Genomic DNA, 22,697 nt, shown 5'->3' on the forward strand with positions numbered 1-22,697 from the left:
TTAACCTCTCTTTCTTTTTTTCAATATTTCTAAATTTGTTAACTTAACTGCAAGTTTTATAGACTCCTCAATCATTCCCTTATCTTCCAATCTTTTTTGTTCATTTTTTAAATCATTGATTTCTAATTGTAGTTTAAAACACTTTACTTCATTTAAATAATCATTGATTAACTTATCTTTGTTACTTAAGTCTAGAATCTCAAGTTCTTTTATCTCAATCCATTCTTTTGAACTTTCAATTTCATCACATCTATTTTCCACATATGATTCTACATTATTAGAATTTTCATTTTTAGCTTCTAATATTAAAGAATATATTCTTTTATGAGAATCTAATATAAAATCCTCTAAGCTCATACTATCTTTAATTTGGTCATAGATTTCTTCGTTTAACATTAATTTAAGTAAAGCTCTTTCCGCTTTTAAATATGCAGGCTCTATATATAATTTTGTTCCAAAATATTCCTTTTTATTCACATAATTATCTTCTTTTTGGTTTTTTGACATTACTTGTGAAAGTAAATCATATAGTGCCTGTTCTTTTATACCAGTATCTTCTGAAATTTTCTTTATATATACATCTTTTTCTACTGGATTTAAGTCTGCTAAAATTTCTGCTACTTTTTCTCCATACCTAATTAAATTATTTCTGTCCTTTAAATTTATGCCTTCTCTTATTCTTTTAATTCTGTATTCAATTAAAGGTAGTGCTTCCCTTGCTAGTTTTAAAAAAGCATCTTTTCCATTACTTCTTACAAACTCATCTGGATCTTTTCCTTGTGGAATTACAAGTACCTTAACTTCAAAACCAGAATTTCTAAGTATCTCAAGACCTCTTAAAGTAGCTGTTTGCCCTGCAATATCTGCATCATATGATATAATAACATTGTTCGTATATCGCTTTAAGAGTTTAGCTTGATTGTTAGTTAGAGCTGTTCCCAATGACGCAACAACATTTGTTACCCCATACTGATGAAGCGTTATTAAGTCCATATACCCTTCAACAATTATCATATAATCCTCTTTAAGCTTGTTTTTGACTGCAAAATTTAATCCATAAAGATTAATTCCTTTTTGAAATATTGTAGTTTCAGGTGAATTTAAATACTTAGGTTTTGAATCATCTAATACTCTTCCTCCAAACCCAATGACTCTACCTTTCACATCAAAAACAGGAAACATAACTCGATTTCTAAATCTGTCATATATATTTCCTTTCTCTTGATTTTTTGAAACCAATCCTGCTTCTATTAAAAAGTCATCTTTATATCCCTTAGTTCTTAAATAAGTAATCAGATCTCTCCAACTATTCTTAGAATATCCAAGTCCAAACTTCTTTATAGTTGCTTCTTTTATTCCTCTGTTAAGAAAATAATCTTTTGCTAAATGTATTTTTTGCAAATTAGTAAAGTAATATCTTCCAGTTTCTACATTAATTTTATATAATATCTCCCTCTTTTTAATAAACTGAGGCGTTTCGTTAGAATGTAGATTTATAGGAATATTAGCTTTATTAGCTAAATACTTTACCGCTTCTACAAATGTAAGATTTTTTTGTTTCATAATAAAGGTTAAAACATTACCAGCTTCTCCACATGCAAAACATTTATATATTTGCTTTTCTTGCGAAACGCTAAATGATGGTGTTTTATCACTATGAAACGGACATAACCCTATATAATTTTTTCCTGTTCTCTTTAATCTTACACTTTCTGATATAATATCCACTATATCAGTTTGTTCTTTTACTTTTTCAATAATTTCTTGTGGAATTTGCAAGGAGACATCTCCCTCCTTACTTAATTTTTCAACAATTATATAATATTCGACATCATACTCACTTTTCCTTCTTAATTATCCAAAAAAATTTTTTTATATTATGTCATTGAATTAATAATTCTTTTTTTTACCTTATAATCCTCTTTTTTCATTACAAAATTTGTTTGCCCAATTTATTGGTATTTTATACTACAAGAATACATTAGATATTCTTGATTCTAGCTTTACCATTATAAATTTATTTAAACAGCTAATATATTACTAATTTAGGAACATACAATCTATTAAACAAAGATAAACAGTAATCATCGCTCATTCCAGCTATATAATCTGCAACACCTCTTTCTAAACCTTCTTTTTCTACTATATCCTTATATAATTCCGGCATTTCTTCCGGTTTATTACTATAGTAATTTAAAAGTTGCCTTAATATAAATTTCGCCTTATCTCTTTCCACCTTTAATGTATCTCCTAAATATATATTTTCAAACATAAATTTTCTAAGTTTAATCATTATTTCTTCAGTTTCTTCATCTAAGGAAACTTTCTTGATTCCATTTTCAATATTATTGTTTGATGTTTTTATAAAATTTTTAATTAATTTTTCCATTCTCTCATCTGAAGAATTACCTAATACTTTTTTTATATCACTTGGAATATCACTTTCTTTTAATAAGCCAGCTCTTATGGAATCATCTATATCATGATTTAAATAAGCAATTTTATCACTATACTTTACTACAGTGCCTTCTAATGTTAATGATTTATTACTTTTCCCACCAAATCCACTATGATTTAGTATTCCATCAAGAACTTCTTTACTTAAATTAAGTCCTTCTCCATCATTCTCCAACTTATTTACAACTCTAACACTTTGCTCATTATGCCTAAAGCCTTCTTCTAAGTATTCATTTAAAACCTCTTCTCCATTATGTGCAAATGCAACATGACCTAAATCATGTCCTAACGCTATAGCTTCAATTAAATTTTCATTTAATCCGATACCAACGCCTATGTTCCTAGCTACTTGTGCAACTTCTAAGGTATGAGTTAATCTGGTTCTATAATGATCACCAAATGTTTTTATATATACCTGAGTTTTATGTTTTAATCTTCTAAATGACTTACTATGAATAATTCTGTCTCTATCAATCATATAGCAAGTTCTAATATCATCATCATCTTCTTGTTTATTCCTTCCTAAAGAGTGAGAGGAAAAAGAGGCTTCCTTAATAAATGTCAAGTTTTCAAAATACTCAATTTTTTCCCTTATATTCATATACTTCACCTCTTCTTATCTATTCTATATATATCATTAAAATCCTTTATAAATTCATAAAATTATTATTTACCAAAACCTTATTAATTATTGTTATACTTTAATTTTTTATTTCCTTTTTTATGTATATTTATAGTTTTTTATTAATATCATAGTAATGAATAAATTTATAAGGAGAAGTATTTTATGGAACCAGAATTAAATTTATTAGAAAAATCAAATCTATCACCTGATATAATAAAAAACACTGTTTTAAAACATTATAATTTACAAAATGCTAAGGTAGACGTAGTTAAATTTAAAGATACTGCTAAACAAAGAGCTGTATATAAAGTAGAAGCTAATAATAAATGCTATTGTTTAAAAAAAGTTTATTATGATTTACCCGATTTACTATATGTATATTCTGCTAATGAATGGGTTTACAGATACGGTATACAAGTTCCAAAATTTATTCCCACTACTGATAATAATAGATTTGTATCTTATTCAGACATGCTATTTATACTAACACCTTGGATTGACGGTGTAAAATGTAATTTTGATGATCTAAACCACGTTATACTTTCTATAAAAAAACTTGCTAATATGCATCTAATTTCAACAGATTTTCAACCTATTCTAGGAAGTTCATATAAGGTAGGTCTTGATGATTACTACATATCAACCTTAAAACATTTTGAACAATTATTAACTATATCTAATCAAGCTTTCAAATATAAGGATGATTTTTCTAAAGAATTTATATCTAATTTTGATGTTAATTTATATCTTGCAAAACTCTCTTTAGATATAGCTTACAATATTGATAATGAAGACTTAAGCACTTCATTATGTCATGGTGATTATGTAAATAAGAATATAATTTTCACTAAAGATTTAGAAACATGCATAATAGATTTTGATAAATGTAAAATCGATTATTGCGCTAAAGACTTAGCTTACTTTATGCGTAGACTTCTTAAACGTGAAAATACAAATTGGAATGTTGATTTAGCTTTATCTATAATAAAAACCTATAATGAAATCTTTAAATTAACACCTTCTGATTTAAGATATTTATTATCCTATATTTGTTTTCCTCAAAAATATTGGAGAATTTCAAGGGATTATTATAGAAATATATCAAAATGCAATAAAACTGCCTTTTTAACACTCTTAAAAAATACAACATCAAAGAGTACTACTCAATATAACTTTGCATTAGAATTACTGATGAATATAAAAAATGAATTTAATATACTTTTGGTATAAAAAAGTGGCTGTACCACTTTTACTTCGTGGTTAGTATTTTTACTATTCAATATTCCTAAGACCATTGATATTATTAAACTTAAGCAAATAAAAATTTTATAATTTTTTGTACAATAAAAAACACGCAATGGAATTTACCATTACGTGCTTTTTATATTTTATTTCAACATATAATTTATCTTTTACTATTATCTACTATTTTTAACCTGAGCTTGTACTACTGCTATCATATACAATGAATTTCTGTATTTAATATATCTGAATTACCTTTTCCTAAATCATCAATACCACTTTTCAGAAGGTTTTTTATTTATCTCTTTGATTTACTCATAATCAAAATATCTTGAACTATTTATATAGTAATTCTTTAACATCAACTTTAGTTTCTTGAAGTCCATTTTGTATTAAAAATTCTTGTGTTTCTTCTAATGATTTCATATCAGCATCTGTTATTTCTAAAGAAAAATCATACCATGCATACATTTCTTTTGTTTCTTCAACTGTTAAACCAACCTCATTTGCAACCTTTTCCATTGCTTCTTCATAATTTGATTTTATATAATTTAATGTTTCTTCTTCTACTTTTAAAAATCTTTTAACTATTTCTGGGTTTTTTTCCGCAAATTCTTTGCTTACTGCTGTTACAATAATTCCATCAACTAATCCTTCACCATTAGCTATAACTCTACTACCTGAATTTATTGCCTTTAGTGCAGTTGGTCCTGCAATCAAGGCAGCATCTATACTTCCATCTTCTAACGCTGTAGCTGCATCTGCAATTCCCATATTAATAAATTCTACATCATCAATACTACATCCTTCACTTTGTAAAGATGCAATTAATACTTGATGTAATATTGTTCCCTTAGGTCCAGCTACCTTTTTACCTACTAAATCTTTTACTGACGTAATAGCTTCATTTTTAGCCAAAATCATAAATCCTTTTGGAGATCTACTATATGTGTTTAATATTTCTAGTTCAACGCCATTTGATGCTGCAATTAATGCAGATGTGCCACCTAGAGCATGTAAAAAGTCCAATTCTCCTGCTGCTAAAGCTTGAGTTTGATCTGGTCCTGATGTTATTTCATGAAAATTAACTGTAATACCATCATCAGCAAATTCATTACTAAATAGATTATCATTTTTTTGAAGAATAGATGGTACATTTAGTGGTGCTTTTACATATGTAAGATTTATCTCTTTTAATTCATTATTTGTTTTTGTAGTTTTACACCCAATTATACTTGTTGTAACCAATGTTAATGTTAATACTGTAGTTAATATCTTTTTTAAATTCATTTTTTATCTCCTGTTCTTTCTATTATTTATATCTTAATATTTTTAAAATTTCTTTTTTCAATTTAATATTTTCTAAAGCATCATTATTTTGTTGCTTTACATTAAATTGTTTAAGATTCATGTCACTTGTAAACACAATAATATTTGTACCTATAGTTAAAGCTTCATCTATGTCGTGAGTTACAAAAATAACTCCCTTATTAGTAGCCTTATGAATTGCTATTACCTCATTTTGCATATCCATTCGTGTAAAATAATCTAATGCCGAAAAAGGTTCATCCATTAATAAAAAATCTGGTTCAAATGAAAGTGCTCGTGCAATACTTACCCTTTGTGCCATTCCCCCTGATAATTCATTAGGGTATGAATTTCTAAACTTCTCTAACCGCATCATGGAAAGATATAACTCTATATCTTTCTTGGAAGATTTTCTATGAAAATTTATATTTTCACTAACATTTAACCATGGCATAAGTCGACTTTCTTGAAATACCAATCCAACCTTAGGTTTTATTTTTTTATCTCCTTTAATAAATTCAATATTTCCATTACTTAATTCCTCTAACCCTGCAATAATTCTTAATAATGTAGTTTTTCCACAACCACTTGCACCAAGTATTACAGTAATATCTTCTGAATATATATCTAATGAAATATCTTCTAATACTACATGTTCCTGTCCATTTATTTCATATATCTTATTAACATTTTTTAATTTATATTTTGAGCTATTCATATGCTTCCACCGTCTTCCCTTTGCTTACTTTTTTAACAAGCTTAGCAAATAAAAAGTCACAAATTACACCTAATACTCCAATTACTATAATCCCTACTATTACAATATCAGTTCTAGACATTTCTTTACCATCTGAAATAAGATAACCAAGACCTGATGATGCTGCAATTAATTCTGCACCAATAATAGCCCTAAAGCTATAACCTAATGATAACTTTAATCCAACCACTATATCTAATAATGCATTAGGAATGATTATTCTTGTTATTATTTGTAATCTATTTATTTCAAATGCTTTTCCAACTTCTATTAATTTAGGATCACAATTACGAATTCCCTTTAATGTGCTTGTGAATATTGGGAAAAATGCTGCTAAAACAATAATTATTATTTTAGTGCTTTCTCCTATTCCAAACCATAAAATTAGCATTGGTATCATTGCTAAAGGTGGAACATTTCTTAAAAAGTTTAATATTACCTTCCAATACTCATATATATTGTTATTCATTCCAAATGCTATTCCCAATGGAATTCCAATTACTGCACTAATTCCAAATCCAATAAATACACGTCTCATGCTAGTATAAATATGTATAAAAATACTTCCATTCTGAATCATATTTATGAATGTATTAAATACTTTTTGGGGTGTTGGTAATATATAACTACTCCAAATTCCTATATCACAAACAATCTGCCAGGCAGCTAATAAGATTATAAAAATTAAATATCCTTTTATATGTTTCCATATCTTCATTTATAGACCATCTCCATTATTACATCCATCTTTACAATATAACATTTCTATAATATCATATTTCTTTTGATTTTTTTTAATAGCTGAAATTATCATATCTTCATTTGATAATTTCAATACGTTTTCAAATGTATTATCAAAAAATCCTAATGGTATTGGTGATGCTTTAATTTTGCCTAAAGATTTCATTTCTTCGCTTTCAATAAACTCTTTCCATGTTAATACTATAATTTCTTTTTTATCTTCTAACTTTTTTGCAGTAAAATCTCTTAGTTGAGTACATGGACATGTAATAATTAAAGAATCGTTTTCTTTAGATATATATTTATCATATAAAACTCTTGATGTTCTAATTAAAATTGGTTCAATATCTGGAACATCATATCCATCTGTTAATTCATATTCTTTTAATACTTTAATAGTTTGTGGACATCTACAATCTAAAATAGTATTTTTATTTTTCTCTGCATATGATTTATATTGTTTTTTCACATAATCTAACTGTGATTCACAGCTTACTAATACATAACCCTTTTTAATCAACGCTTCTTCTATTGTATTTATATCTTTTCCATACATCTTCTCCGCTACGGGATTAATCCATAAAAATTTGCTCATTTTTTCCCCTTATTGATTTTGATTATCATTTTCTTTATAATTATACTGTCTCCCATTATAGCATGTCAACTTTTTTATTAAATTTAACTTTTAATAAGTTTCTTACTTTTAGCATTTTACTCCAAGTAAAATTTTCATTAATAAATTGCATAAAAATAGAGCATTATACTTAAAATCAATACTGAAATTAAGTTATAATACCCTATAATTTTATAATGAAATATGCTCTAACCCCTCATTATATAAGACTTTTTTTGATAAATTACATTTTTTATTAACTTCTCTTACATTTGTCTTTTATTCTTAACTTGTGCTTGTGCTGCTGCAAGTCTAGCAAGTGGTACTCTAAAAGGTGAACAAGAAACATAATTAAGTCCCAAATCATGACAGAATTCGATTGATGATGGATCTCCACCATGTTCTCCACATATACCTAATTTAATATCAGGTCTTGTTTCTCTGCCCTTTTCTACTGCGATTTTAATTAAAGCTCCAACACCACTTCTATCTAATTTAGCAAATGGATCTTGTTCATATATCTTCTTATCATAATAATCAGATAAGAACTTAGAAGCATCATCTCTTGAGAAACCGAATGTCATTTGAGTTAAATCATTAGTACCAAATGAGAAGAATTCAGCTTCTTTTGCAACTTCATCAGCTGTTAATGCTGCTCTTGGTATCTCTATCATTGTTCCTATTTTATATTCTAAATCAATATTTTTTTCTTTTAATACTGATTCTGCAGTATTTTTTATTACATCTTTTACGTATTTTAATTCTTTTAAATCACCTATTAAAGGTATCATTATTTCTGGAATAATATTATATCCTTTATTAGTTTTAACTTCTATAGCAGCTTCTATAATAGCTCTTGTTTGCATCTCTGCTATTTCTGGATATGATACCGCAAGACGGCAACCTCTATGCCCCATCATTGGATTAAATTCATGTAAATTATCAACTGTAAGCTTTAACTCTTCAAAAGTTAATCCAATTTCCTTAGATAATGTCATTATATCTTGCTCTGTACTTGGTAAAAATTCATGTAAAGGTGGATCTAACAATCTTATAGTAACAGGTCTTTCTTCTAAAGCTTCATATATCCCTATAAAATCTCCTCTTTGCATTGGTAATATTTTGTCAAGTGCAACTCTTCTTTGTTCTTCATCTTTAGATGTAATCATTTGTCTTACTGCCATTATTCTATCTTCTGCAAAGAACATATGCTCAGTTCTGCAAAGTCCGATTCCTTCTGCACCAAATTCAACCGCTTGTTTGGCATCCTTTGGTGTATCTGCATTAGCTCTAACTTTTAATTTTCTTATTTCATCAGCCCAACACATAAATGTTGCAAAATAACCTGATATTTCTGGTATAACAGTTTTTATTTTTTCTCCATATACATTTCCTGAAGTACCATCTATGGAAATAAAATCATTAGATGTATATACTTTATCTCCAACTCTAAGAGTTCTCTTAATTTCATCTACCTTAATAGTTCCACAGCCTGCTACACAGCAAGTTCCCATTCCTCTAGCAACTACAGCTGCATGAGAAGTCATTCCTCCTCTTACTGTTAATATACCTTTAGCGGCAACCATACCTTCTATATCTTCTGGAGATGTTTCAAGCCTTACCAGAATAACATCTTCATCTAAAGCAGCTCTATCTTTAGCTTCTTCAGCTGTAAATGCAATTTTACCACAAGCTGCTCCTGGAGATGCTGGTAAGCCTTTAGCAATAGGATTGGCCTTTTTTAATGCCTCAGTATAGAATGTAGGATGAAGCAATGTATCTAATTGTTTAGGTTCAACTTTTAATACAGCCTCTTCTTTAGTTATCATTCCATCATTAAACAAATCAACAGCTATTTTTAATGCTGCTTGAGCTGTTCTTTTACCATTTCTGGTTTGTAAGAAATACAACTTTCCTTCTTCTATAGTTATCTCCATATCTTGCATATCTTTATAATGATTTTCTAATTTACTTACAATATTAACAAATTCCTCATAAATCTTAGGATCTTGTTCTTTTAACTTTGATATTGGAAGTGGTGTTCTTATACCTGCTACAACATCTTCACCTTGTGCATTCATTAAGTATTCACCATAAATAACATTTTCTCCTGTTGCTGGATTTCTTGAAAATACAACACCTGTTCCAGATGTTTCACCCTTATTTCCAAAAACCATTTCTTGTACATTTACTGCTGTACCCCATTCACCTGGAATATCATTAAGTCTTCTATAAACAATAGCTCTAGGATTATTCCATGATCTAAATACTGCAGTTACAGCTTCAATTAGCTGAGTTTTAGGATTTTGTGGGAAATCTTCCCCTTTTTCCTTTTTATATATTGCTTTAAATTCAGATACCAATACTTTTAAATCATTTTCATCTAAATCTGTATCAAATTCTACCCCTTTTTTATCTTTAATTTCTTCAATTTTATTTTCAAATAATCTGTTTTCTATACCCATAACAACATCTGAAAACATTTGAACAAATCTTCTGTAAGAATCATACGCAAATCTAGGATTATTAGTTAATTTAGCCATGCTTTCTACTACTTCATCATTTAATCCTAAATTTAAAATAGTATCCATCATTCCTGGCATTGATGTTCTTGCTCCAGATCTTACTGATACTAATAGTGGATTTTTATTGTTTCCAAATTCTTTTCCACTAACACTTTCAAGTTTTTGTAAACTATTATAAATTTCATTTATAATTTCATCTGAAATAGCTTTACCATCTTCATAGTACTTGTTACATGCTTCAGTTGTAACTGTGAACCCATAAGGTACAGGAATGCCTAAATTAGTCATTTCTGCTAAATTTGCACCTTTACCTCCTAGTAAATTTCTCATTGAAGCATTTCCCTCATTGAAAAGATAAACATACTTTTTGGTCATATCAATACTCCCCCATTCTCAAATTTTTATACCATATATTTACTATCGAGAAAAAATATCTCGTAGTTAGCACTGATTAACCTTATTATTATTGTTTTCCTAATTTAACAAACAATTTTGTAACATTAGTCTTGGAAACTTTTCCTATTATCTTAAATTGTTCCTTATCACCTATCTTTTCTAACGATTCTACAATGGGGATACTGTCAATTTCATGCTCTATTATTTTTTTAGCTAAATCATATGCATTATCATCTTTATTACCACATATAATATTGGGCATACGAGTCATTATTACTCCAATTGGTACCTTGTGGATATCCGTTCCGCCTATAGCAATTTTAAGAAAATCCTTTCTTGAAACAGCTCCAGTTAAAACGCCTTCATTTTCTACAAATAATGTACCTACATCATTAAGGAATAAAAATACAATTGCATCATATACCATAGTTTCTTCACTAACTGTAATTGGCTTAGACATAATTGCATTAGCTTTAATTTCAGTTATATAGTCATGTAACATACCACTAGAAGATTTGCCTGAATATATATATCCTACCTTAGGTCTAGCATCTAAAATGCCTATCATTGTAAGTATTGATAAATCTGCTCTAATTGCAGCTCTTGTTAAACCTAACTTTTCTGCTAAAGCCTCACTTGTGATTGGTTGATGCTCTTTTACTAACTTAATTATTTCTTCTTGCCTATTTGATAACTTCAAAATTCTCCCTCTTTCCCTGAAATAAAAGAATTACTTAAACTTTTAATCTTGGTCATCAAAATCAACTTTATATGTATAAACTGTTTCATTTCCAGTATATACTTTTGATTTATCTTCACCATTATTTGTTTTTACTTTATTCTTTACTTCATCTACTTTAGATTTCATTTTATCTGCAATATCAACGGCTTTGTCTTTCACATCATTTGAAACTTTACATACATATTTATTTATAACTTCGACTGAACCATCTTTTTTAGTTATTTCTATTGTTATTTTTGTTGCAACTGCTGCAATTATACCTGCTACCAATATTGGTGGAATTAATACTGCAATAACTCCAGCGGCTATTCCTGCATTTACAGGAATATCTATTAACTCAGTATCCTCCTTCTTAATCTTTATTCTTGTTATATTCCCTTTATGAATTAAATCTTTAATAAAATTTTTTAATTCTTCTATAGTCATATTTTGTTTATCTTCTTTATCATCATAAATATTATAGTCTACATTTTCATCATCTTTAATTTCTTCTTCTAAATAAATTAATGCTTCTAAAACATCTCCATTACATTCTTCTAACGCATGTTTAGCTATTGCATAGCTAACTCCTGTTCTTTCTATTATCATATCTACTTTTTCTAATGTAATATTAGTCATTATTTATCACTCCTTAATAAATTTTAACATTTCTAAGCTTTTAGGCTTTTTAGAATAATTATTTGATATCAAATAGCTAGATATTTTTTCTAATTCTTCTTTGATTTTATCAGTTAAATTAAGTCTATATACCTTATCTATTCTCATCTTTAATAAAAATTTCAAAGCATTATAAGTAGCTTTTGAAATATACAATCCATATTCTTTAGGACATTCATCACATACCCCACCGTAATTAGATAAACTTATATAATTAGATGAGGGGATTTTCTTTTTACACATACAGCAATTCTCTAATTCTAAAGAATATCCTGTGTTTTTTAATAATTTTAATTCAAATGCTCTAACTAACAATTCATACTCTAAAGCATTTGTATCTAAAAGATAAAAAGTCGTAACTAAATCTATAAAAATCTGTTTATTTTTTTCATCATCAGGTGTACATATATCTATGAGTTCACATAAATAGGATGAGTAAGTAAGCTTATCTAAGTTTTCTAACAATCCTTGAAAAGAATTTATAATTTTCCCTTCTTGAATCGTATACAAATTTTTACCTTTATATAACATGTACTCACCATAACATAAAGGCAAAGTAATAGAAAAAGACTTGTTTTTGCTTTTCTTTGCCCCTTTTGCTATGGCAGTAATCTTACCCAACTCTTCTGTATAAAGCCAAACTAATTTATCATTTTCTTTAAAATCCTGTGATTTTATAATAACAGCTTTACTTTCAAAAAGTGCCAGAAAGATCATCTCCTAATTTTAGAATAAATATATCTATTTTTTCTTATATCCTAATTCTTTTAACAGATTTTGATTATCTCTCCACTCTTTTCTTACTTTAACCCATATTTTAACATTAACTTTTGTTCTTAAAAATCTTTCTAACTCATATCTTGAAGTTTCACCTATTTTTTTAAGCATTTGTCCGTTTTTGCCTATTATTATTCCTTTATGGGAATCTTTTTCACAAATCAAATCAACTTCTATATGATAAGTTCCATTATCACTTTGCTTCATTTGAATTATATCAACAGCAATACCATGTGGTACTTCATCACGTAAACATCTTAAAGCTTTTTCTCTTACGATTTCAGAAACAACAAATCTTTCTGGAACATCTGTTATCATATCTTCTGGATAATATTTAGGTCCTTCTGGCAACTCATTTTTCATTAAGTCAACTAATGTATCTACATTTTTTCCTTTTATTGCAGCTATAGGAACTATTTCTTTAAAGTTGAATTCGCTTGAATACATTTCTAAACTTTTAGCTACTCTTTCTGGTGTACTTTCATCTATCTTATTTAAAACAAGGTATACAGGACATTTTTTATCTTTTAAAGATTCTAAGATAAACTTATCTCCTTTTCCGATTTCTTCGTCTGGATTAGTTAAAAATAAAACTAAATCAACATCATTAGTGGAATCCTTCGCAGAATTGACCATATATTCTCCAAGCTTATGTTTTGGCTTATGAATTCCTGGTGTATCAACAAAGACAATTTGATAGTCCTCACCTGTTAATATTGTTTGAATATTATTTCTAGTGGTTTGAGGCTTATTAGAAACTATTGATAGTTTCTCCCCCATTATATAATTTAATAAAGTTGATTTTCCCACATTAGGTCTACCAACTATTGTAACGAATCCTGATTTAAACATTTTTCCTCCTTCTATAACTTAACCATACTCAAATACTGTAATTAAGTTATACGTTAATTATAAATTAAAATTCATCTTTAGATAAAGTTTATTTCCCTAACTAGAAAATAACTATATCTTCTCTAATCATAATATAGTTTACAAATAGTATACTCTATTTATTCTATTATGTATATTATAAATAATAATTAACAACGTTTATGAAATAAGAATATATACAAAGAATTATTAATTAATATTTCTATGATAATAATTAAAACTTTTTGATTATGCCTAAATTACAAATGCTCGTAAAATTTTCTAATGATATTTTACGAGCACTTATTATTTATTTGAAAGAAATTTATCTTTAAAAGAATAAACTAACTACATAGTTTATCAATTGCTAACACTAATTTTAAAAGATTTCATACTTTTCTAAGTATTAATTTTACTGTTTATATTCTAAATACTACAAATATAAGCATAGTTAATAAAATTCCAAAGAGTGCTCCTACAATAACTTCCAAAATCGTATGTACTTCAGAGTCAACTCTACTTTGAGCGGTTATAAGAGCCATTAAATAGCTTAACATAACACATATAGGTTCTTCTGTAATTAATGAAATTGCTGTGGCAATTGAAAATGCTAAAGCACTATGTCCACTTGGCATTCCACCTTTTAATGGTGTTCCCTCTCCAAATATAGCTTTTACTATTATTGTAGCTATACATACTATTACTAGTACAATAAAAATTGTGTATGGTTCTGATTTTTTAACTTTATTAATTAAGTTATATGAAAAATACGATAATTTATCCCAAAATATTATATATCCTACTAATACAGCATTTATTGCAGTAACTAAAACAGCTCCGGCAGCTGCATTTTTAGCTATTTTAGCTAATGGATGATAATAATTTGCTTTTAGATCTATTACAGCTTCTATAGCTGTATTAATTATTTCTGCACTTATAACCATAGTAATTGTTATGGCTAATATAAGAAATTCATATTTTGTTACATCAAAGAAAAAACATGCTATCAATATTAACAACGCTACTATTAAATGTATTTTCATATTACGCTCTGTTCTTACAGTTTCTATGATTCCATTTATAGCATTATTAAAACTATCTAAAACTTTTTTAAATTTCATCGTTATTTTTCACCTGCTTTTCTACTATCTTCTTATATCAAGTGCAGTTAATATTTCTTCCTCTCTTTTTCTCATTTTCACCTTATCATCTTCCTCCATATGATCGTATCCTAGAAGATGTAACACTGAATGTACTACTAGATAAGATGCTTCTCTTTCATAAGAATGATTATACTCTTTACTTTGTTCTAAAGCTCTCTCTAAAGACAATACAATGTCTCCAAGTACTAAATCATCTCCATCAAAATCTGCTTTAGAAAAATCATTTTCTGTATAAACTTCTTTAAATACTTTCTTTTCTGGATAATCCAGCATAGGAAAAGATAAAACATCTGTAGCTCTGTCTATATTTCTTGTTTCATTATTAATTTCTCTAATCTCTTCATTATCAACGAATAATAAAGAGATTTCACTTGAAATATTAACACCTTCTTCTTTTAACGCAAATTCTATTACCTTTTCTAGATGATTTGTAAACTCATCACTTACTTCCATTTTTTCTTGTCTATTATCAACGTAAATCATCTTACACTCTCCCTACAATTTTTCTTTTGGATATTCAATTCTTTGATGATATATACCATTTAATGCATTTAAAAAGCATAATCTTATCTTTTCAATATCCTTAAGTGTTAAATCACAATTGATTAATTGATTGGAATTTAACTTATCCTTTATTATGTTATTAACCATTTCCTCTATTTTTTCTTTGTTAGGCTCTTTTATCGATCTAACCGCTGCTTCTATTCCATCTGCAAGCATTACTATACCAGCTTCTTTGCTACTTGGAATAGGTCCTGAATACCTATAATCTTTTTCTTTTATATCATCTGGATTTTCAGCATTATTTTTCATAGTATAATAAAAATATTTTACCAAGGTAGTTCCATGGTGTTCTGCTATAATATCTTGAATTATAGCAGGCAACTTATGTTCTTTAGCTAATCTTAATCCATCTTTAACATGTGATATTATAATGTGTGTACTAAGTTTAGCGCTTATCTTATCATGTGGATTTTCTCTACCAATTTGATTTTCCCCAAAGAAATAAGGTCTTTCAGTCTTACCTACATCATGATAATAAGCTCCAATTCTAGCGACTACTGGATTTGCTCCAACTTCTTCTGCTGCCATCTCTGCAAGGTTTGCAACTAACATACTATGATGATATGTCCCTGGTGCCTCCATAAGTAACTTTTTTAATAGTGGATTATTAGGATTTGATAATTCTAATAACTTAATCGTAGTAACTTCATTAAAGGTACCTTCTAAAAATGGTAGTACTCCTAATGCAAAGATTCCTGATAACACTCCTCCAATTATAGAGAATAAACTTACTATGAAAATTTCCTTTAAATTACTAGATATAATAACTCCTGTAGCTAATGTTAATATTGAGCTAACTACTGATATATATAATGTTGCATATATAAGTTCATTCCTCTGTTGCATTTTCTTTAGCATAACAGCACCTAAAATAGCATTTATAAATACTAATAACATCACTTGTGGATCAAATTCAACCAGTGCACTAATTATGGCTGAATTAAAAATACTTATTATAATTGAAATTTTATAATTTAAAAGTAATGTGAGTAACATAGATCCAAATGCAAAGGGAATTAAAAATGCCGAAACAGCTCCAATGCTTCTAGCTAAAATAAGAGAAAGTATATTAATTAAACTAATAAGAATTAATCTTTTAGCATCAAAAAATATTTCCTTATAATTTAAATATATATAACTATATTGTAAAAATAATATAACAAATAAAAATAGTGCTAAAGATAAATATACATATACATATTTGCCTGTTATTCCATTATCAAGAAGTCCTAATTCGTTTATTATAGCAATTTGTTCTGCTGTTACAGGTTCTCCTTCTTTTATTATAATTTGATTTTTCTTTATTATAACTTTAGAAGTACTTTTTTGGGCTTCTTTTTGCATTTCTTCAGTTTTTTCACTATCATAAAATAAATTTGGATTTATTTGTGATTTTGTTATATTAACTAATATTTCTTTTAATGGAGTTGCTATATTAAATTCTTCAATAGCATTTATTCCTTCTTTTTTTGCATTTTCAAGTGAACTTTCATTATTTTCTTGAATATCTTTCTTATAAATCTTATCAATTATATTGACTATTTTTCCTTCTAAGTCAATTAATGTTTCTTTAGGTGTATTTATTAATTCTTTGTATTCACTATCTGTTAATTTAAATTGCGTTATTTTTCTTAATTCAGTTATTTTACTTGCTTCATCCATATTTGTTGCATTTAAATTTAATACTTCATCAAATAAAGACTTTATATTATCTTCTGCTTGAACTTTAACTTCATTTTTTACTGTATACTGCTTATCAACTTTTTCTATAGCTTCACTTTCTTTTTCTTTTGTTGCTTTTTGATCTATTGTATCTCTTGGTGCTTTTATATCAACTCTAGCTATGTCGCCCTCTTGCAAATTAAACTGTTTAGGTGCTATTGCTGTTAAAAGTAAAAGATATGACACAATAAATACAGTACCAAACAAAGCCAAATACTTTGATTTTTTTGACTTCAAATTCTGTAGTTTCTTATTATTTTTTGATTTCATGTTAATCACCTTCTCATCGCTAACATTGAAAGTATTAAGATATATTTTCAGCTATATCTTGTTCAACCGTAAAAATCACCTTTATACATATTGTATCTTTAGAAATATTTTCTATATTTACTTTATTGTCTATTATTTTAGCATCATTAGTTAAATCCTTTTGTAATGATTTTCTTAATTTTTCTACTGCATCTTCTACAGCTTTATCCTTATCTAAATTAACACTTTTTCCTTCTTTTCTAAAATATATTACTTGATTTAATAAACCACCAGTTTCCTCTATTTTATCATAATATTTAAAATCATTTATAGCTTTTTTTAGATAAATTTTCTTATCCCAAAAGTTTACATAAATATCTCTATCTTTTTCCCCAGTTCTTTGGATTTTTTCCCCACTTATTTGTACTTCCATTGACTTTTCGTAAAAAGTGTTAGCTATTACACTGCCACTTGGCTTAACTTCTTTTTCAAAGCCTTCTTTGCCTTGTATTGGCAAAATTAAAACATTACCTGTTTTTACTATATCTCCAGGTTTTACTGCTGGATTCCCTGAAAAAGTAAATACCCTTTTAATTTCTCCATCCATCTTAGCTAGCACTTGCTCTGGTAATATTTTTTCTGTAACTGGTGGATTAACTTTTTCTGCTACAATTACTCTTAATGTGGATCCTTCTATTCTAGCTCTTACCCACATAACTTCTGAATCTAAATCTTCCATCTTTTTTTCTATATTATATACATTTATATCAGATTTTTTTAATCCTGGTTTTATACCTATAGATGTAAGTTCCTTTCTAATCTCAAATGGTGATAAATTATTTCTAGTTTGTATATCTATGGCCCAGATATAATTAGATAATAAGTATAAAACCAATAAAAATACTCCTGCTCCAATACACAATGATAATTTTCTTTTTATTGATAATAGTAAAACTATTATACCACTTTTCCCAACAATTCTGACTTTTCCTTTAGTCCTTTTAACTACCTCTTCCACTTCTTTATATGAATCAAAAGGTATCTGAAACCTTACTGTAGTTATATTAAGTTTAACTATTTTTGATACATTTATTCCTTTTTGCCAAAGTATGTTCAATGTCTTTTCAGGTATTAGACTGTTAACTTCTATTGTTATTTTTCCTACTTTAAACTTATCTAATATCATATTTATCCCTCATAAGATATTCCTCTAAAAATTCCACTTATAGTAATGGTATTATCTCCTATAAAAAGTATTTCAAATTTTTCACCCTCTACTATAACTGCACCAATTCTAGAGTTTATTTTTATCATGTTATTGTCAAAAGTCATAATACCCTTATGATTTTCAATTGTTATTTCCTTATTTCCTACAACAATGATCTTTGGCAAATCTAAAACAACATCTGTGGGAAACTCTAATTTATCAAATACTTTTTCTCGTCCTCTTTGAAACTTATCTTCCATATTCTCCTCCTCTATACCCAAATACTCTGCTATTGTAATCTATGATTAAATAATTAAATTAATTCATTAAAATTTACCATACATTGTATTTTGTATATAAAACAGTTTTTGAAAGTTAAAGTTCAAGTTAGTGCTTACTAAAAATACTATATATTAAAATATTATTTAAATTATAGTGTAATACAACTCTTAATTTCAGATGATGTAGCTTCTTTGAGATTTTCTCATAATTACTTGGACAACAAAAAAATCCTTATGTTTAACAATATATTAAACATAAGGATTTTTTGTATAGCTTATAAATAATAAAAGAACTCAAAAAAAGAGTTCTTTTATTATTTATTTAAATATTCCTTAACAATCTGACTTACAAGTTTACCATCAGCTCTGCCTACAATTTTAGGTCTTATAGCCGACATAACTTTACCCATATCTTTAATGCTACTTGCACCCATTTCTTCAGCTGAATCTTTTACTATTTGTTTTATTTCTTCTTCGCTTAACTGCTGAGGAAGGTATTCCAACAAAATTTCTAGCTCAGCATTACACTGATCCACTAAATCTTGTCTATTTCCTTTTTCGAATTCAAGCATAGATTCTCTTCTTTGCTTAACTTCTTTTGCTAAAATATTGATAACTTCATCATCCTCAAGCTTAACATTATCAGTTTTCTCAACTAATAATATAGCAGATCTCGCTGTACTAATTGTATTAGCTTTAAATTTATCTTTAGCCTTTAAAGCGGCTTTCCAGTCTTCTTGAAGTTTTTCCTTAATTGTTGGCATTGTTATACCTTCTTTCAAAAGAAACCATTTTATTTAAACTTTCTCTTTCTAGCAGCTTCTGATTTTTTCTTTTTCTTAACGCTTGGCTTTTCATAATGTTCTCTCTTTCTTACTTCTGAAAGAACCCCAGCTCTAGCACACTTCTTTTTAAATCTTCTTAAAGCACTTTCAAGTGTCTCGTTTTCTCCAACTTTAATTTCTGACATTTACTATCCCTCCCTCCGCTAGCTTAAATTAATTAACTCAGCTATGGGCTTTATAACACACGGTATATTATACAATATTACAATGATTAATGTCAACAACTTAGAATAAAATGTCTGACTAATTATATTGTAAATTTTAACCTGGTGGCCATTGCAAGTTTCTACCAGCTAAAATGTGAAAATGCATATGATTTACCGTTTGGCCACCATCTTCTCCACAATTGTTCACTATTCTATATCCACTTTCAGCAATACCAAGCTCTACTACTAGTTTATTAATTACTTTAAAGATGTGTGAAACTACATTAATATTTTTTTCATTTAATTCATTTGCACTTTTTATATGTTCTTTAGGAATAATTAAAAAATGAACTGGTGCTTCTGGATTTATATCATAAAATGCATATACAAGCTCATCTTCGTATAACTTTTTGCTTGGAATATCACCTTTTATAATTTTACAAAATATACAATCTACCATAAATTCACCTCCTAAAAAATATTATCAAAATGTTCCGTTCTAATACAATATTGATATATGCATAATCAAAACTCTTATCATAATTCTAAAATTCCAATCACAATGTCACTTCATCTATTGCATATATAAATATATATTTAAAACATAGCCTATTAGAAATTATAATTTTGTATATAATTATATTTTCTTATTTTTACACATTTATTATACCAAATCTTTACTTTATTTTCCCAATAATATAATTATCTTCGTAATCTTCTATATTGCAATTCATAATTTTGCCTATCATCTTTTCATTTGCATCAGAAATCTCAGCTTTTACATAGTTTTTTGTATATCCTTCAAACATTCCTGCTTTATGCGGACATTCTCTTTCTATTAAAACACCCATATCTCTGCCAACTAGTTTCTTAATAAATTCTATTTCATTTTCTTTATTTAACTCTGATAATATTTTACTTCTTTTATCTTTAATAGTTCCATCTATTTGATTTGGCATTTCTGCTGCTTTAGTTCCCTTTCTAGGACTATATTTAAATAAATGAACTTTAGTTAATTTTAAATTCTTTAAATATTCATATGTCTCATTAAACTCTTCTTCAGTTTCACCAGGGAAACCTACTATTAAATCAGTTGTAATTGATACATCTTCAATATTCTCTCTTAGTGTTTGAACTGTTTTAGCATATTCTTCTGCAGTATATCTTCTATTCATTCTCTTTAAAGTATCATTAGAACCACTTTGAAGTGATAAATGAAAATGAGGACATAATTTTTTCATGTTTTTTATTTTATTTATTACTTCATCAGTAAAAAATGCTGGTTCTATAGAACCAATTCTAACTCTATCTATTCCGTCTATCTTTTCTATGTCTTCCAGTAAGCTTATTAGCGTAATGTCTGAGCCTAGATCCACTCCATAAGAAGCTGTATGTATACCAGATAAGATAACTTCCTTAAATCCATGCTCTGCTAATTTCTTTACTTCTTCAATAACTTTTTGTGGATTTTTAGAACAAGTAGCACCTCTTGCATATGGAATCAAACAAAATGTACAAAATCTATTACATCCATCTTGTATTTTTAAAAATGCTCTAGTTTTATCTTGATATTCTTCTATATTAAGTTCTTCGAATTCTTTATTTCTAAGAACTTCATTGACACTTACTTGTATTGCTTTTTCATCTCTAGCTTTATTAACAAAATATACTATATCACCTTTATTTCTTGTTCCTAAAACAACATCTACACCTTCAATTTTAGAAACTTCTTCTGGAGCTATTTGAGAATAACATCCAACCACTGCAATTATAGCATCACTATTAGTTCTTCTAGCCTTGCTTATTATTTGTCTTGATTTTTTATCCCCCATGTTTGTAACTGTACATGTATTTATAACATAAACATCAGCAAAATCATCAAAGTCAGTAACACTATAACCTTCTCTTATAAACTTTTCTGTCATCGCTTCAGTTTCATATTGATTAACTCTACATCCTAATGTGGCAAATGCAACTTTCATTAAACATTTCCTCCTAAATCTGCTAATTCATATTGTATTAAAGAAGTAGCTACAAATCCTGCTGTTTCTGTACGTAAAATTCTATTGCCTAGAGTTATTATATAGGCACCTTTGTGTTTTAAAGTTTCAATTTCACTTTCTTCAAATCCACCTTCTGGTCCTATTACAACTCCTATATTTTTTATAGAATTTAAATCTACATTTTTATCACTTAGTTCTTTTACAAGACTTTTGAAACCAAAATTTTCTGCGTTTTCATAAGGGACTAAAATTAGATCTAATCTTTGTAGTTCATTTAAAGCTTCGTCAAACTCAACAACTTCTCTTACATTTGGTATAATACTTCTTTTTGATTGCTTAGCTGCCTCTAACGCAATTCTATTTAGTCTTTCAAGCTTTTTAAATTCGCCCTTTAATTTAACATCTACTCTATCTGTTATTATCGGCACAAATTCTTTTATACCAAGTTCCGTTCCTTTTTGAACTATCAAATCCATCTTTTGTCCTTTAGGTAATCCTTGAAATAAAGTTATATTTACTCTACTTTCATTATTAGTACTTAATTCTTCTAATATATTTACTATTACTTCTTGTTTTCCAACAGATTCAATTTCTCCTAAGTATTCTTTACCTTCACAGTTATTTAAAACTACTTTTTCACCCTGATTTAAACGTAAAACCTTATATATATGTTTTACATCATCACCAAGTATTTTTCCCTCTTTTTCTGTGATATTGCATGCTGAAGTAAAAAACTTATGCATAAAAATCTCCTTCATTAAATAAATTCAAAATTATTTTTAGCTTCATTACTTTGCTCTATTTTAA

At 27.6% G+C, this 22,697-nt stretch carries 22 protein-coding genes; 1 reads left to right on the forward strand and 21 read right to left on the reverse strand.

Features of this window, described 5'->3' with window-relative positions:
* A complete protein-coding gene (gene dnaG / locus RGC78_RS04045; protein ID WP_252212573.1) occupies positions 1-1,779 on the reverse strand; it encodes a DNA primase in 1,779 nt (592 codons plus the stop codon).
* Positions 1,780-2,029: 250 nt separating this feature from the next.
* Positions 2,030-3,058 (reverse strand): deoxyguanosinetriphosphate triphosphohydrolase, encoded by a 1,029-nt coding sequence (locus RGC78_RS04050; protein ID WP_252212575.1) that lies wholly within the window; start codon positions 3,056-3,058, stop codon positions 2,030-2,032.
* A gap of 186 nt (positions 3,059-3,244) precedes the next feature.
* On the opposite strand from RGC78_RS04050, the gene RGC78_RS04055 reads away from it, so the two are divergent.
* Positions 3,245-4,312, forward strand: coding sequence for a CotS family spore coat protein (locus RGC78_RS04055; RefSeq protein ID WP_252212577.1), 1,068 nt, complete (start codon positions 3,245-3,247; stop codon positions 4,310-4,312).
* Positions 4,313-4,660: 348 nt separating this feature from the next.
* On the opposite strand, the gene RGC78_RS04060 is transcribed toward RGC78_RS04055, so the two are convergent.
* The 19 genes from RGC78_RS04060 to RGC78_RS04150 form a co-directional block, all read right to left on the reverse strand.
* Positions 4,661-5,614: an NrtA/SsuA/CpmA family ABC transporter substrate-binding protein gene (locus RGC78_RS04060; RefSeq protein ID WP_252212578.1), complete on the reverse strand. Its 954-nt coding sequence runs from the start codon at positions 5,612-5,614 to the stop codon at positions 4,661-4,663.
* A gap of 22 nt (positions 5,615-5,636) precedes the next feature.
* Positions 5,637-6,350, reverse strand: coding sequence for an ABC transporter ATP-binding protein (locus RGC78_RS04065; protein WP_252212579.1), 714 nt, complete (start codon positions 6,348-6,350; stop codon positions 5,637-5,639).
* A complete protein-coding gene (locus tag RGC78_RS04070) occupies positions 6,343-7,107 on the reverse strand; it encodes an ABC transporter permease (protein WP_252212580.1) in 765 nt (254 codons plus the stop codon). Before RGC78_RS04070 ends, RGC78_RS04065 begins: the two co-directional genes overlap by 8 nt.
* Complete coding sequence (locus RGC78_RS04075; protein ID WP_309556102.1) at positions 7,108-7,725, reverse strand: hypothetical protein; 618 nt, start codon at positions 7,723-7,725, stop codon at positions 7,108-7,110.
* A gap of 284 nt (positions 7,726-8,009) precedes the next feature.
* A complete protein-coding gene (gene ppdK / locus RGC78_RS04080; RefSeq protein ID WP_252212582.1) occupies positions 8,010-10,643 on the reverse strand; it encodes a pyruvate, phosphate dikinase in 2,634 nt (877 codons plus the stop codon).
* Positions 10,644-10,731: 88 nt separating this feature from the next.
* Positions 10,732-11,364: a transcriptional regulator CcpN gene (ccpN, locus tag RGC78_RS04085; RefSeq protein WP_252226220.1), complete on the reverse strand. Its 633-nt coding sequence runs from the start codon at positions 11,362-11,364 to the stop codon at positions 10,732-10,734.
* Positions 11,365-11,406: 42 nt separating this feature from the next.
* Positions 11,407-12,024, reverse strand: a complete 618-nt coding sequence (locus RGC78_RS04090) for a DUF4342 domain-containing protein (RefSeq protein WP_252212584.1) — start codon at positions 12,022-12,024, stop codon at positions 11,407-11,409.
* 6 nt (positions 12,025-12,030) lie between these two features.
* A complete protein-coding gene (gene recO / locus RGC78_RS04095) occupies positions 12,031-12,780 on the reverse strand; it encodes a DNA repair protein RecO (protein ID WP_252212585.1) in 750 nt (249 codons plus the stop codon).
* A gap of 24 nt (positions 12,781-12,804) precedes the next feature.
* The gene (gene era / locus RGC78_RS04100) at positions 12,805-13,692 is read right to left on the reverse strand and encodes a GTPase Era (RefSeq protein ID WP_252212586.1); all 888 of its coding nucleotides are present in this window, start codon (positions 13,690-13,692) and stop codon (positions 12,805-12,807) included.
* Between the two features lie 437 nt (positions 13,693-14,129).
* Positions 14,130-14,831, reverse strand: a complete 702-nt coding sequence (locus tag RGC78_RS04105) for a diacylglycerol kinase (protein ID WP_252212587.1) — start codon at positions 14,829-14,831, stop codon at positions 14,130-14,132.
* A gap of 24 nt (positions 14,832-14,855) precedes the next feature.
* On the reverse strand, positions 14,856-15,356 hold the full coding sequence (gene ybeY, locus RGC78_RS04110) for an rRNA maturation RNase YbeY (protein ID WP_252212588.1): 501 nt from the start codon (positions 15,354-15,356) through the stop codon (positions 14,856-14,858).
* A 12-nt stretch (positions 15,357-15,368) separates the two neighbouring features.
* Positions 15,369-17,429, reverse strand: coding sequence for an HD family phosphohydrolase (locus RGC78_RS04115; RefSeq protein ID WP_252212590.1), 2,061 nt, complete (start codon positions 17,427-17,429; stop codon positions 15,369-15,371).
* 34 nt (positions 17,430-17,463) lie between these two features.
* Positions 17,464-18,594, reverse strand: a complete 1,131-nt coding sequence (gene yqfD, locus RGC78_RS04120; protein WP_252226216.1) for a sporulation protein YqfD — start codon at positions 18,592-18,594, stop codon at positions 17,464-17,466.
* A 2-nt stretch (positions 18,595-18,596) separates the two neighbouring features.
* A complete protein-coding gene (gene yqfC / locus RGC78_RS04125; protein ID WP_252212592.1) occupies positions 18,597-18,875 on the reverse strand; it encodes a sporulation protein YqfC in 279 nt (92 codons plus the stop codon).
* A gap of 335 nt (positions 18,876-19,210) precedes the next feature.
* Entirely contained in the window at positions 19,211-19,660 is a 450-nt protein-coding gene (locus RGC78_RS04130; RefSeq protein WP_035784011.1) for a GatB/YqeY domain-containing protein, read from the reverse strand.
* A 29-nt stretch (positions 19,661-19,689) separates the two neighbouring features.
* Positions 19,690-19,866, reverse strand: coding sequence for a 30S ribosomal protein S21 (gene rpsU, locus RGC78_RS04135; protein WP_003371500.1), 177 nt, complete (start codon positions 19,864-19,866; stop codon positions 19,690-19,692).
* Positions 19,867-20,002: 136 nt separating this feature from the next.
* Complete coding sequence (locus RGC78_RS04140; protein WP_252212593.1) at positions 20,003-20,347, reverse strand: histidine triad nucleotide-binding protein; 345 nt, start codon at positions 20,345-20,347, stop codon at positions 20,003-20,005.
* Positions 20,348-20,564: 217 nt separating this feature from the next.
* Entirely contained in the window at positions 20,565-21,869 is a 1,305-nt protein-coding gene (mtaB, locus tag RGC78_RS04145) for a tRNA (N(6)-L-threonylcarbamoyladenosine(37)-C(2))-methylthiotransferase MtaB (RefSeq protein ID WP_252212594.1), read from the reverse strand.
* Positions 21,869-22,633 (reverse strand): RsmE family RNA methyltransferase, encoded by a 765-nt coding sequence (locus tag RGC78_RS04150; RefSeq protein WP_252212595.1) that lies wholly within the window; start codon positions 22,631-22,633, stop codon positions 21,869-21,871. Before RGC78_RS04150 ends, mtaB begins: the two co-directional genes overlap by 1 nt.
* Positions 22,634-22,697: the final 64 nt, after the last annotated feature.

It is taken from the genome of Clostridium aquiflavi (genome assembly GCF_031344075.1).
In the GTDB taxonomy this organism is placed as follows: Bacteria; Bacillota; Clostridia; order Clostridiales; family Clostridiaceae; genus Clostridium; species Clostridium aquiflavi.